This is a genomic window from Glaciimonas sp. OK215 (assembly GCF_057787885.1).
This window is the reverse complement of the sequence record NZ_CM173544.1, coordinates 419,026-432,073: the sequence shown is the minus strand read 5'-3', so window position 1 is coordinate 432,073 and position 13,048 is coordinate 419,026. Positions and strand designations below refer to the sequence as shown.

Annotated in this window: 13 protein-coding genes; 9 read left to right on the top strand and 4 right to left on the bottom strand. The window is 54.2% G+C overall.

Annotation, left to right across the window (positions count from 1 at the left end; genetic code table 11):
* Nucleotides 1-10 precede the first annotated feature (10 nt).
* The 3 genes from AC3CHX_RS01990 to AC3CHX_RS01980 form a co-directional block, all read right to left on the bottom strand.
* A complete protein-coding gene (locus tag AC3CHX_RS01990; RefSeq protein ID WP_488642439.1) occupies nucleotides 11-679 on the bottom strand; it encodes a phosphatase PAP2 family protein in 669 nt (222 codons plus the stop codon).
* Between the two features lie 436 nt (nucleotides 680-1,115).
* Nucleotides 1,116-3,011, bottom strand: a complete 1,896-nt coding sequence (locus AC3CHX_RS01985) for a DUF3300 domain-containing protein (protein WP_488642438.1) — start codon at nucleotides 3,009-3,011, stop codon at nucleotides 1,116-1,118.
* Between the two features lie 204 nt (nucleotides 3,012-3,215).
* Nucleotides 3,216-3,797, bottom strand: a complete 582-nt coding sequence (locus AC3CHX_RS01980; RefSeq protein WP_488642437.1) for a hypothetical protein — start codon at nucleotides 3,795-3,797, stop codon at nucleotides 3,216-3,218.
* Nucleotides 3,798-4,029: 232 nt separating this feature from the next.
* Between AC3CHX_RS01980 and AC3CHX_RS01975 the strand changes: the two genes are divergently transcribed.
* The 7 genes from AC3CHX_RS01975 (at nucleotide 4,030) to AC3CHX_RS01945 (ending at nucleotide 10,969) form a co-directional block, all read left to right on the top strand.
* Nucleotides 4,030-4,536 carry a helix-turn-helix domain-containing protein gene (locus tag AC3CHX_RS01975; RefSeq protein WP_488642436.1) on the top strand — a complete coding sequence of 169 codons (507 nt, stop codon included), beginning with the start codon at nucleotides 4,030-4,032 and terminating at the stop codon, nucleotides 4,534-4,536.
* A 256-nt stretch (nucleotides 4,537-4,792) separates the two neighbouring features.
* The gene (locus AC3CHX_RS01970) at nucleotides 4,793-5,149 is read left to right on the top strand and encodes a hypothetical protein (protein ID WP_488642435.1); all 357 of its coding nucleotides are present in this window, start codon (nucleotides 4,793-4,795) and stop codon (nucleotides 5,147-5,149) included.
* 527 nt (nucleotides 5,150-5,676) lie between these two features.
* Nucleotides 5,677-6,717, top strand: a complete 1,041-nt coding sequence (pstS, locus tag AC3CHX_RS01965; protein ID WP_488642434.1) for a phosphate ABC transporter substrate-binding protein PstS — start codon at nucleotides 5,677-5,679, stop codon at nucleotides 6,715-6,717.
* Nucleotides 6,718-6,901: 184 nt separating this feature from the next.
* Nucleotides 6,902-7,381, top strand: a complete 480-nt coding sequence (locus AC3CHX_RS01960) for an Hsp20/alpha crystallin family protein (protein ID WP_488642433.1) — start codon at nucleotides 6,902-6,904, stop codon at nucleotides 7,379-7,381.
* 360 nt (nucleotides 7,382-7,741) lie between these two features.
* A complete protein-coding gene (locus AC3CHX_RS01955) occupies nucleotides 7,742-10,072 on the top strand; it encodes a putative bifunctional diguanylate cyclase/phosphodiesterase (RefSeq protein ID WP_488642432.1) in 2,331 nt (776 codons plus the stop codon).
* Nucleotides 10,073-10,148: 76 nt separating this feature from the next.
* Complete coding sequence (locus AC3CHX_RS01950) at nucleotides 10,149-10,436, top strand: putative quinol monooxygenase (protein ID WP_488642431.1); 288 nt, start codon at nucleotides 10,149-10,151, stop codon at nucleotides 10,434-10,436.
* Between the two features lie 23 nt (nucleotides 10,437-10,459).
* Entirely contained in the window at nucleotides 10,460-10,969 is a 510-nt protein-coding gene (locus AC3CHX_RS01945) for an SRPBCC family protein (RefSeq protein WP_488642430.1), read from the top strand.
* 2 nt (nucleotides 10,970-10,971) lie between these two features.
* Here AC3CHX_RS01945 and AC3CHX_RS01940 read toward each other — a convergent pair whose 3' ends face one another.
* Nucleotides 10,972-11,613, bottom strand: a complete 642-nt coding sequence (locus tag AC3CHX_RS01940) for a hypothetical protein (protein ID WP_488642429.1) — start codon at nucleotides 11,611-11,613, stop codon at nucleotides 10,972-10,974.
* A 291-nt stretch (nucleotides 11,614-11,904) separates the two neighbouring features.
* Between AC3CHX_RS01940 and AC3CHX_RS01935 the strand changes: the two genes are divergently transcribed.
* Together AC3CHX_RS01935 and AC3CHX_RS01930 are read left to right on the top strand one after the other, a co-directional pair.
* Nucleotides 11,905-12,249, top strand: a complete 345-nt coding sequence (locus AC3CHX_RS01935; RefSeq protein WP_488642428.1) for a helix-turn-helix domain-containing protein — start codon at nucleotides 11,905-11,907, stop codon at nucleotides 12,247-12,249.
* A gap of 59 nt (nucleotides 12,250-12,308) precedes the next feature.
* Nucleotides 12,309-12,908 carry a putative pterin-binding protein gene (locus AC3CHX_RS01930; RefSeq protein ID WP_488642427.1) on the top strand — a complete coding sequence of 200 codons (600 nt, stop codon included), beginning with the start codon at nucleotides 12,309-12,311 and terminating at the stop codon, nucleotides 12,906-12,908.
* Nucleotides 12,909-13,048: the final 140 nt, after the last annotated feature.

Genomic DNA, 13,048 nt, shown 5'->3' with positions numbered 1-13,048 from the left:
TGACGCCTCGTTAAAATGACATAAATTGTTTCGACGAATTCTCGTCGACTGGCGTGCTGGGCAATGCTGGCGCCATTTTCCAGGTAGCCCGGATATAGGGCCGTTCATGCCCCGCAAGGTAAAGTGCCACGTCTCTGATCAAGCGTTGCGTCGGCACCGATTCCGCGTACCCTGCGCCAAGCACGATCATCAAGCTCAGCGCAATGAACCAGCGGTTCAGCACCGGTTTCGGGGAGTTCGTGGAAATCAAAATAAAACCGAGGCTGATCATCCCTCCCAGGATGCATCCGGCCACGGCTTCCGACATCGAGTGTGCGTTCAGGATCAAGCGTGATATACCGATCAATACACCGAACATGAGGCCTAGCAAGACACCCGCCACGCACACCATGCGCGGCCTTTTTTGCAGGATCAAATACAGCAACACGGGCATGACCGCCGTTGCACGCATCGAATGACCGCTAATGCCGGTAAAGTCGATTGAGCGTATGCCGACACCCCAACCAACAAATGCAATTTTTGTCGCCAGCACCAACAGCAGGCCAACGCCTAACAATCCGCACCACCAGAATGCCATACGCCAAGCGCGTCCTGCAATCAGCCACGCCGTAATCACTGCCGCAGCAGAAAGCATCACCGTGCTGCCACCGAAATGGGTAAAACTGATCCAGAAATCCATAATTTTGCAGCAGATGCGCGTAAGCTAAAAAGTTGTTTTCAAAATGTCGTCCCGGCCAGGAACCTGCCCGCTCGTCAGCCCGCGCATGCCCCGCAGTCATGGCGGTGAGCGCCTTTGCTCCGAGCGCCGCAACCGACGCCAGCACACATGCAAAGACGGCTACTGAACATGCATCTAGTGTCCTGAGTTACTAATTCGTTGAATAAATATGGCGAGAATCGCCCCCCAATAAGGATCAGGCGTCACAAATGCGCGCAAGGCCTCGGCCTTGCTGTGCTTTGTGCCTTGTCTCGGGTCGATTTCGACATATTTAATTTCTCAACGAATTAACAACTCAGAACACTAGCCTCACGTTCCCTATAGGCGATACGCTTATGCACAGCCATGCGCCAAGTATATCCTCTGCTTCAAGGAAATCTCATCAATCAAACGCCGCTCACTCGTGCTTGGCTTGGTCCTTCTTGTCTGGATGTGGATGGCCGCCGCCATCATCATGTGGTTGAGGATGATTTTGTGGCGCCTGTGCTGGTGGGTGCGGCTGCGGTTGCGGACGCTCTTGCGGTTGCACCGGTGGGCGCTGCTGCGGCTGCGGGCGCTCTTGCGGTTGCACCGGTGGGCGCTGTTGCAGTTGCGGACGCTCTTGCTGTTGCATCGGTGGGCGCTGCTGCGGCTGCGGGCGCTCTTGCGGTTGCATCGGTGGGCGCGGCTGCGGTTGCGGGCGCTCTTGCGGTTGCATCGGTGGGCGCTGCTGCGGTTGCCGATGTTCTTGCGGTTGCATCGGTGGACGCTGTTCCGGATGAGCGGAACCGGGTTCACCGGAACGCAGCGGCGGCCGGGTCGTTTCTGGCCGCGGCTGCGCCCCGCCCAAGGGCCTGTTTTGAAGATTATTCTCCGGGTGTTGTCCTTGATTCGGATGCAGTCTTGCAATCTCGGCCGGATTCGTCTGGTGAATGCCCGGATGCTGCTGGTTAGTGCCGGCACTGGGAGCAACATGACTGAAGTTGGGCTTGGTCATATTGTTGAAATTCGGCGGCGTAGCGACCGGCGGGGTACCGGCGGTACCTCCGCCCCCGTTCTGGCCGACGTGCGGTCGATGCATGTTATTGAAGTTCGGTTGGCCGGCAGCAGGCGCTCCCCCCGGTCTTGCACCCGGCGTCACACCGGCAGTCTGTGCGTTTTGTGGCGCAAAATTTGGCCGCGCTGCAGTATTCCCGTTCGCCACGCCACCGGGAGGCACAACCGGACCAGCATTGGTCGGAGCGCCATTATTCCGACCGGCAGCAAAATTGTTATTAGTGGTATTGCGCGTATTGATACTGTTGTTATTGTTGTAGTTGTTGGTCACCCGATTGACGATCGTGGTGGAACGCGAAACATAAGTCGAATTGTTGTACACGACCGCAGGCCGGTGCCAGCCGCCATCATCACGACCACGCCCTCTTTCGTCACGTCCTCGGTCGCCGCCCCAATGCACGCCCCAGGAATTCCAGCCCCAATCGTGATTGCTGATCGCGGCACCTACCGCGATTCCGAGACCGAATGTAATTGCCCCGTTAGTGACCATCTCGCCGGTGCCGTACTCCGGTCGCGGCGGTGCATAGCTATAACCGGGATAAACCGGCATTGAATCGCCATACACTACGCCCGGATCATAGGTCGGCACATAGACAACGTCGGGTTCGTACGGTTCGATGACGATCATTTGCGGTGGTTCAGGGATCACCTGCGGACCTGAATACACCGGCGGTTCACCCGGTTCCAATACATAATCTTCTGGCGGCGGTGCCCGGTTGACACGCGGCCTTACCGCTATCCTCAAATGTCTGTTGGTTTTAAGATTTCCGCTACTGGAGGCGCGCTGCCGCATGACCTGAATTGCATTCATCACGTCAGTCGGATCGTTAACGTAGACCTCGCCTAAAGCCGATGTCCACTGAATGTTCTTCGCCATCTGATCCAGCACATCCGGGAACATCGTCAAACCTTTTACGCTGACGTCCCACAGCTGCTGATTGGCCGCGTTTTGCAACGGCACCCCCTTCAGACCCCTGTTCTGTACCAGCCAGTTATCCGCCGCCGTAATTTGATCCGGATAGGTCGCCCCTGCCAATACCTGTGCCACCAACTTGTCAGGAAATAACGCGATCGGCCCCACCATCTGATATAACTGCTCCGCCGTGGGCGGTACATACGCGGACTTGACGGACGCCGATGCTGCGCCCGGCGTTGCCGCTTGATCGGGTGCTTTGTTTTTGTCGCAGCCGGCAAGCGGCAGCAATGCTACGCAAAGCGTCGCACTGAGCATGCAGGATAGTGTCTTATTGGTTACCATTTTGGACTCACAAGTAATCGGCTATAAGTGCTTTTGATGGCGACAAGCTAGCATGTAACATTATCGTGACAACAATAGGTTACAAACTATTGCATGTCTCATCCACTATTGCCGATCCGGCAGCTAACATAGACACGACTAGGACTTCCTGCTTCTGACACTCCCGATACAGGGCGTCAATTGGGCACCCGGTCACGTACGTAGCTACGGAGTAACGTCGGCAGACCGTCCGGGTTGACAGGCCTGCGTACTCTCCTGAGTATGGGAGACTGCCGGACTTAAGGCAGCATCGCAATTGATCTCGTCAAGCAGGGCCTGCGCCAGCACCGGCTTCATGTGCCTGGTAATGCGGATCTCCCGCCCACCCGCGTGCGCATAAATATACGCGGTTTCGGTATACAGTTGCCCGGCTACCGCTTCGGTCGTGATGCCAAACTTTGAGACCTCTTTAAAGGCCAATTGCTTGCCGCCAAACACGATGCCTTCTTTTTTAAGGATGATGTAGCTGCTCTTGCCGGCCATTTTTTTCCGCAGCAACAATACGCCGCCAGCCACAGCAACGAGACTGATCACGCCTGCCGTGCGCATACTTGCCTCACCGAGAACCCACACCAGTCCTGCGGCGATCAACAGCCATACCCAGAGCAGGATAAACAGATACCCCATGAAAAGGGCAGTAAACAGGGATATCTGGTGGGCCTCGACGGGCCCCTCCCTGAAAGTCAGCTTGATGGAATCATCAGGCAGGATTTCTTTTTCGTAGGCTTTTTTGAACGTGCTTTCCATATTCATCACTCCTGTTATCGGGCCGGGTTGACGACCCACATGCACACTTTCTATTTCGGTTGAGGAGTTGCATGTGACTGCTCAGTCACGCCCTCCCCCCGGTTGATCAAATCCATAAAAAATATTTCAGCCACGTAATTTTATCCGAATTCAAGGCATTTTTAAACTATCCGAGCTATTTTTATCTGAACCAGTTGATATGTTGAGCTATGAGGTATCGCAGAATGCGCTCATGCCTACCAACGATGAAAAAGCAGCGTTCTCGAAACGCCTGGAATTTGCATTGCGACGCAGCCCCGAACCCGTTCAGGGAGCGACTGAACTTGCCCTGCGATTCAATCTTCGACATCAAGGCAATGCCGTGTCGCCGCAGACGACCCACAAGTGGCTGAGCGGACGCGCGATTCCGACCAACGACAAGCTGGCGACAATCGCAAAATGGCTGAATGTGGGCGAACACTGGCTGCATTACGGCCCGCCCCCGGCAAAGCCAACGCCTGCGGCAACAGAAGAGACAATCCAAGCTGCAGGGAAACCGCCGCATGTAGGTGAACACCAGCCGCACTACGGACCGCTGCCGGCAAAGCCGGCGCGGGTGGCAAAAGAAGGCGCAGCGAAAGGTGTCGGTAAACCACCGCAAGAGGCGATCAATCTCGCGTTAAAAATTCTGGAATTGCCGCCACATCGTCGATATCTGGTCGAAGAACTGGTCGAACAGTTGCAACAGGATGTTGGATAAGCGTGTATTCAAGCACGCCGCGGCGCGGTAACTCACGCAGCTGAACAACTCCCAATCAATGCATTGCAAGCGAGGAAGATCTCTCCGGGCCGCTTCAGAAGAAATTCCCCTTCCGCCGTCAACCTCAAGCGCTTGCGTTGCAGATGCAGATGCAGATGCAGATGCAGATGCATTCTGCGCGCTGACCTTCCTATAAGAATATCTCTCTAAAACGAACAGAGTACAGGCAAGCGAGAAAGTAGAGATGGCGGAGTATATGGAATTGCGTGACGGTCCACTGAATGCGCAGGCCATGAAGACTTTACTCGACTATTTCAGCGTGGAAGACAATTTCGAGTTAGGCGATGCACTCATCTTCGACAAGTACGTCATTCATCGGAGCGTCATGCTGGAAGAAGGGCCACTTGACGTACGCGCCGCATTCGTCATGCGTTTCGTTTGCGAAGCATCGCAATACGACTACAAACGCGCCCGCAATCTTGAAATACCAAGAAAGTACTTCGGTTATGCAGGTCCAACGAAATTTCATCTTGAAGGGTGCGAAAAAGACGGTGATCTGATCAGGAACAGCCTCCTCTTTCCGGACCGCGAAAAGAGAATGGTGACGGCTTGACGCTAAAGAAGGTCTTTGACGCATCAAAGATCTCTTTATTCCCGGTCTATGCCGCTGGCCAGGATTTCGCCTCTTTGAACGCAGCCCGAACAGTGATCGCATCCAATCGGGACGATCCCATTCCATAGCAACAGACCGCGAATGCACGCTGAGGGCTGTCCTGAATTACTACACACTTCTATTACAAAGCTAGGAACACGCGTGAACGGATATTTTACTTTTCTAGTATGCAGTTTCTTTTTCTCTCGCTCACTTTCTGCTTACTGGTCGTTTTGATTCACGCGGTGTATGCAGCTCCAACACCCACGGAATACCGGGTATGCGTTGCGCCCGCTACACAAAAAAATCAGAAATCTGTCCGTACCCGGCCATTTTCCGCGTCAACCCTCCAAATCCGACCGGCTCCCAGGCCATCTGACGATATACTCTCCGGCGCGTAATTTTTAAGCACCACGTTACGCATTGTCGTGCCTCCTCGCCAGACGCATCCGCAACAGCCTCCACAAAACAGGAATTGAGTCAACGCAATGAAAAATGTCATTCTATTTGTCTGTCTGCTCGGCATGGGTGCAGCCCATGCTCAAGAAATAAACGGAGCAGGTTCTTCCGCAGCAGCACCGCTTTACCTGAAATGGCAGGAAGCCTATGCCAAAAAAACTAATATCAAGATCGCTTATCAAACTGTAGGTTCGTCGGCCGGGATCAAGAAGATCAAGGAGAATTCAGTCGATTTCGGTGCAAGCGATACGCCGCTGTCGGCCGCAGATCTGAAGAAGCATAACCTGCTGGATTTTCCAACGGCGATCTCCGGAGTGGTGCCCTTTGTTAACTTGCCTGGCATTAAAACCGGCGCGTTGCATCTGACGGCAGATTTGCTGGTTGGGATTTATTCGGGAAAAATCGTCAAATGGAATGATCCGGCGATTGTTCAAGAGAACCCGAAATTGGCGCTGCCGAACCAGAGTATCGTTCCTATCGCCCGCGCCGATGGTTCAGGCACCACATTCACGCTGACCGACTATTTCAGCCGGGTGAATGCGGAATGGAAGCAAAAGTTCGGGACCAGTTTCACCATCAACTGGCCGGCCGGCGTCATCACGGTGAAAGGCAGCGAAGATCTGGTCGCGACCCTCAAGAAGACAGCGGGCGCCATTGGTTACGCCGAATACGCCTACGTGATTGAGAACAATTTGAACTATGCCTGGCTGAAGAATCGCGATGGCAAATATGTGCAGCCGAATGCGTCCTCCTTTCAGTCGGCTTTGGCCAATAGCGGCTGGGAAAAGACCGGAAATTTCGAAGAAATGCTGACCGATAAAGCTGGCCCGGGGAGTTGGCCAATCACTGGCGGAACCTATGTCATTGTCCCAAATATAACCGCGCACCCGGAACGCACGACCGCTGTGACCGCCTTCTTTACATGGGCTTTCATGGAGGGCGATTCGATCGCGAATAGCCTGGACTACATCCGTCTGCCCGACAGGGTCCAGGCACGGGTCGTGCATGAGATAGGGAGCATCATGAACACCAAGGGGCTGACTTTGGCGATCCCGATGCGCCTGAAGTAAGCTCCCGGGCGGCTGCAAGCCTGATGCTTAATCGCTAACACCCGCCAAAACAACCGCGGCCGCGTCAGTTAACGAGCAGCGCATACCGGCGGTTTTTGCACGCTCGGACTCTTGAAATCATCGGATTGCTATCTTATATTTTTAGATGGGAGCGATGCTCCTGTACAAGCATATGGAGGACATTATGAATATTGTGAGACGTGATCATTCACCGCTTTCGACATATCGTCCATCATCGATTGACGAGCAGTTTGGACGGATCGTCGAAAATATGTTTGATGATTTTTTTACACCGCTCATGCCGTATGCAGCCTTCTCGAAGCACGACGGGGACATGGTGATCAATCCTCGCCTGAATATAGCTGAAACCGATAAAGCATTTGAAGTCGAAGTCGAATTGCCCGGTATAGCAAAGGACGACATCAAGGTCGCGGTCGACAATCGGCGCATAACGATAGAAGCTGATGCAAAACAAGAATCGGCGCAAAAAGAAGGCGAACATATTGTCTATGCAGAACGTGTCACGAGGAAATTTGCCCGCAGCTTCACGCTGCCGGCCGACGTCGATGATGCGGGCGCGCAAGCCAAACTCGAGAATGGCATATTGATGCTTACCTTGCCCAAAAAAGAAGCGGGCCATGCAAAGAGGCTAACGATCGATTAGCTGCACTTACCAATAGGCCGTGCCGACATGCGCGGCCTATTTTTTTACCCGTTTTGCCATACCAAAAACAAGACCGGCCGGGGCTGCCACCAATCCAAATTTTTTGTTACAAAAAATTAAATCTTTACTTCCGGGCAAGGTAATATATTTCATTCGCGACCATTGCTCGCAGTTACTGTTTAACCAACAGTGTTTTTCGACGCGATCAGCAAGACAAAAGGTCTCTTGGCACCAGGTAAAACATGCATCTGCGCTTGACCGATAACATGGCGCCCAGCTGATGCTGCGGCAAGGCAACGTAGGCCAGGCACTTCATTTTTTGCTACCCCATATTGCGTAAATATAAAATTTGGATGACCAGTGCATAGAACCAAGGTAACGGCGTTCAGCAGCTTACCGAAGCCGATCGACCCCAAGCAGGCGCTGCGCATGCGTCGCTACTCGATGGCGGCCGGGACGTCTTTCCTGGCGATCGGCCTGCTGTTTGCCTGTCATCTGCAAGGCGCTCTGTCCGGCGCCGCATTCTATCAAAGCGCCACCCTCGTCCTGTTGGCGGTCCTCGTTTTCTATGTCATGTTCCGCTCCGGGCTCAATCTGCGGTTCAGCGATCCGAGTCTGGCCGTTCCGCAATTATTGGCCTCCACCCTCGTTATCCTGTACGCCATGTACGCGGCCGATGGGGCGCGCGCTGTGTTCCTGATACTCCTGCTGATGGCCTTTCTGTTCAGCGTGCTGCGGCTCACGATCCGGGCATTGCTGGTTAGCGCTGCGGGTATGTTGGGCGCCTATGGCGGAGTGATCGGCCTGCTATGGCGCTTCAAGCCGCAGTCGCTGGACCTGCGTCTGGAGCTGCTGCAATGGCTGGCGCTTGCGCTCACCCTGCCCTGGTTCGCGCTGATGGGCGGCTTTATCAGTGGGTTGCGCCAGCAGCTGCGCCAGAGCAACAAGGAACTGCAAGCGGTGTTGCAAAGGGTTCAGGCGAGCGAGGCAAGCCTGGCCCAGACCCAGCGCATCGCCGGACTCGGTGGCTGGACGCTCGACATCGTGCGGCGTTCCGCCACCTGGTCGTTGGAGACCTACCGCCTGTTTGGCATCGACCCCGCGCTGCCCGCCCCCAACGGCGAGCAATTCCTGCAACTCCTGCATCCGGACGACCGCCGGCATTACAACGAACTCATACAGACGGCGCTGCGCGAAGGCCGCGATTTCGACGGGCAGTTTCGCATCCTGCGCCCCGCCGGCGAGATGCGCTGGATGCACGCGCTGGGACAGCCGGTCGTCAACCACGATGGGCATACGACGCACTTGCACGGCACCGTCATGGACATCACTGCGCGCAAGGCCGCGGAAAACGAAATCCGGCAGCTGGCTTTCTACGATCCGCTCACCAGCCTGCCGAACCGACGCTTGCTAACCGATCGGCTGTACCACGCGTTGGCTGCCAGCACCCGCAACAAGCGGCACGGCGCTTTACTGTTCATCGATCTCGACAACTTCAAAACCATTAACGACACGCTCGGGCACGATAAAGGCGACCTTCTGCTGCAACTGGTCGCCAAGCGACTGTCAAGCTGCGTGCGCGTGGGAGATACGGTGGCCCGGCAGGGCGGCGACGAGTTCATCGTCATGCTGATGGACCTGAGCGATGTCACAGAGGAAGCGGCCCTGCAAACAGAAGCCATTGGCGAGAAGATCCGCGAAATCCTGAGCCAGCCCTACCAGTTTCCCGACCATGTCTACCACAACACCACGAGTATCGGCGCCACGTTGTTCGATGGTCACCTCGAATCCACCAGCGAGCTGCTGAAACGCGCAGACCTCGCTATGTACCAGGCGAAGGCGGCAGGCCGCAATGTCCTGCGCTTCTTCGAAGCAGACATGCAGGCAGCCGTCACGCTGCGCGCCGAACTGGAAACGGCCCTGCGCCAAGGCCTGCAGGACGGCCAGTTTCTCCTGTATTACCAAGCCCAGGTAGATGACGCAGGCTGCGTGACCGGTGCCGAAGCGTTGGTGCGCTGGCAGCATCCGGTACGTGGCCTCGTATCTCCTGCCGAGTTCATTCCCGCAGCCGAGGTGGCCGGACTGATCCTGCCGTTAGGCCACTGGGTACTGGAAAGCGCCTGCGCACAGCTGACGGCCTGGTCATCGCGGCCGGCAACCGCCCATCTCACCGTGGCGGTGAATGTCAGCGCCCGCCAGTTCCGGCAGCCGGATTTCGTGATGCAGGTGATGGAACTGCTGGATCGGACCGGGGCCGATTCACGCAAGCTCAAACTGGAGTTGACCGAGAGTATGCTGCTGGACAACGTGGAGCAGATCATCGCCAAAATGAGCGCGCTGAAAGCCTTGGGCGTGGGCTTTTCGCTGGATGATTTTGGTACCGGCTATTCGTCGCTGTCCTACCTCAAGCGCCTTCCCCTGGACCAGCTCAAGATCGACAAGTCCTTCGTCAGGGACGTACTCACCGATCCCAACGATGCCGCGATTGTTCGCACCATTGTGGCCCTCGCACAAAGTCTCGGCTTGTCGGTGATCGCGGAGGGAGTGGAAACCGAACAACAAAGAGACTTTCTTGCCGGCAATGGCTGCAATGCCTATCAGGGCTATTTGTACAGCCGCCCGCTGCCGCTGGAACAGTTTGAGTCCCTGCTCGCTGGCGGGTGCCCGTCCAAACCGAATAGGCGCTCGTAGCATCCGCTTTACGCCCTGAAATACATGAACAAAATGCAAACCCCACACTCATCTATAGCAATGGAAGGAAAGCAAAATGATCAAGGTCATGGCCCGGATTTCATCGCAAGCAGGCGCGGAATCGTCAATGAAAGACATTCTGCGGGATCTGGTTGCTCCTAGCCGCAACGAGGCAGGTTGCCAGAGTTACGAGCTGTTTCAGGATGAAGAAAATCCGCTCGAATTTGTGACCATCGAGCACTGGGCAGAGCAGGCAGCGGCCGACGCACATATGGCTACGCCCCATGTTGCTGCGGCAATCGCCAAAGCTACTCCGTTGCTGGCGCAGCCACCCATCATCCATCGCTACATACAAATCGCCTGAGAAAATACCGGGGAATATCAGCCATGTATTTGAATAACGCCGAAAACGAGGGGAAAATATTCTCTCGGCATTGCATCAGAGTTGACACAGAGATCGACATCAATCGGCCGCATCAGGAAGTCTTCGACTACGTGACCACACCGGCGCTCTGGCACACCTGGCATCCGGCCACGGTGGAAGTGCGCGATGTCCCGAATCGTCCATTGATTACCGGCGAGACCATGCTTGAACTGATCGCGGTTGCAGGCCGTCGCGATCAGGCGCTCTGGACAGTAATTGCTTGCTTGTCGCCCCAGTCCTGGGAAATTGCCACCGACACCGAGAATGGCACGGCGCACATCACCTACACGATCATGGCCACGGATGGCGGCTGCCGCTTCCACCGCACCCTGGAATTCCGCTCAAAGCGCTGGCCGTGGCGACTGCTGGACTCGACCCTGATGCGTTGGGTACTGGTGCGCCAGTCGGCCCGGGCGCTTCGAAATATCAAGGCCGTGCTTGAGAAAAATCAGGAGCCTCGCCAGAATTATTGATGCTACAAAGACGCACGGTACGAATGCAAGGCATCATTCAATCGTTGTTCATTGGCCGCCAATTCTTGTTCCCACTCATGCATTTTTTCCCGCTGTACCGATTCGGTGAGTGTCGGGAAATTGACTTGTAATGACGGATCACGATCCAGAATCATGTCGTTATCGATGATGACTTGGTTGATGTAATGCTTCAGCGCGAGCCACTCTGGCTTGTGCCATACGCCGTTTTCATCTGCACGGCCAAAGTAATGGGAAACGAAAATGGCGCCGAAACCAAGCACAAAAAAGGTCGTCATATCCAGAACCACATTCGCGTAAGCTGCGTTTCCGTACCATACCCGCGACATTGACGGCCACCAAGCTGGCAACTTCCAAAGGTTATCTCTAACGCCATCGATGAGACACAAGCCGAACACGACCGCACCGTAGATCAGCAAGACGAACCCCACTATATTCAATCGCCAGTATGTTTTCTCGTAGGGATTGGTCGCAGCTTTGAAAGCGCGTCGTTGTGCGGGAATCAGCAGCATCGTCATCAAAAACCCGGCCGGAATGATCAGAATTGACAGGAACGCATAGGCCATCGCGATCATGCGAATAAATGGGAAATCGGTGAAATCTCGTTGATTAGGTAGATGAAGCATGTCGGGCATTCCTCAGATTGGTTTTTTTGCGCGTAGGTGCCACGTGTCCCAAGTCACGCCTTGCGCTGCACAATTTGGGCATTTGCCAGCTTCGCTCTTGGCATTCGCATCGTTCTGTACAACCTGATATCAAAATCAAAGTTGAGAATGGTGCAAAAATAGCAATTTTTGTAGAAGCATATTTGCGACTCCATAAGCATTTAAACAACTTATAAGGTTGATATACTACCCAATAAGCACTTCATGTCAACAGGTTGAGATACGACCATTCAAGATGAATGGAGGTTGACTATGAAAATTGATGAACAAGCACTGGCAAAGGTAGTAGGCAAAGCTATCTCAAAGAGGAGACGAGCCTGCAACCTTACCCAGGAAGACGTTGCAGAGCGTTTGAATGTGGGAAATGAGGCTGTATCGCGTATGGAGAGGGGAACAGTCATGCCAACTGTTGCCAGGTTGGTAGAATTGGCTGAAATTTTCAATTGTCCAGTAGGTGAGTTGCTAATCGAGTCTAGCAATCGAACAGAAGATCAAGGAAAATTGATTGTAAATATTATTAATAAATTATCAAAAAAAGATCGAGCGTTTATTCTGGAAATTGTGGAAAAATTATCCTCACATATGTTGCCAAATTGAGAGCATCTGTTGATTGGGAGTTTTCCCAGAATCCTTATTATTTCAATTGGAGATAGCGAATGGAAAAACGACAGTTCTTATCAACGGCAGCCGGATCGATAATCAGTGCCTTGGGTGTATCCGCAGCACCTGCACACGCAACGACCGGCCTCCAAATTTCCTCACAGGTCATTCTGACCATAGCCGGCGCCATCGACCGCTCGAATCGTGGAAAAACCGATAATGTGACCGATCAAATGATGTATAAGCAAGGCGTTCATTTCAGCCGCGCCTTCACTTTCGACCTGGCAGCACTCGAGAAACTACCGTCCGTGACCATCACTCCAACACTGGAATACGACGGACAACCGCATAAACTAAGCGGCCCGCGCCTTATCGATATGCTCGATTTTGTCGGCGCAAAAAAAACCAAAGACACCAAAATTCTGTTCCATTCGATTGATGGCTATGCGCCTGTGGCCAGTCTCGATCAGGTGCGGAAATACGACTTTATTCTGGCCACAAAGATCGATGGCAAGTCGCTGTCAATCGGCGGGCTCGGACCGATATTTGCCATCTATGACGCCGACCGCATCGCCGATTTTTCCCAAAAGCCGCTGAATCAGCGCTTTGCCATTTGCCCGTGGGGATTGTATTACTTAGAGGTTGTGACAGGATGAGGAATTACGCGGCATCAGGAAGATGTCGACCGGGTTCGATAAGCGGATTCGAACATCCGCAATACCGCGTCAAGTGCGTCATTTCGCATCACTTGGTTTTTTAGATTGAGGATCTGCCACCGGGGACCTTCATCGTTCCA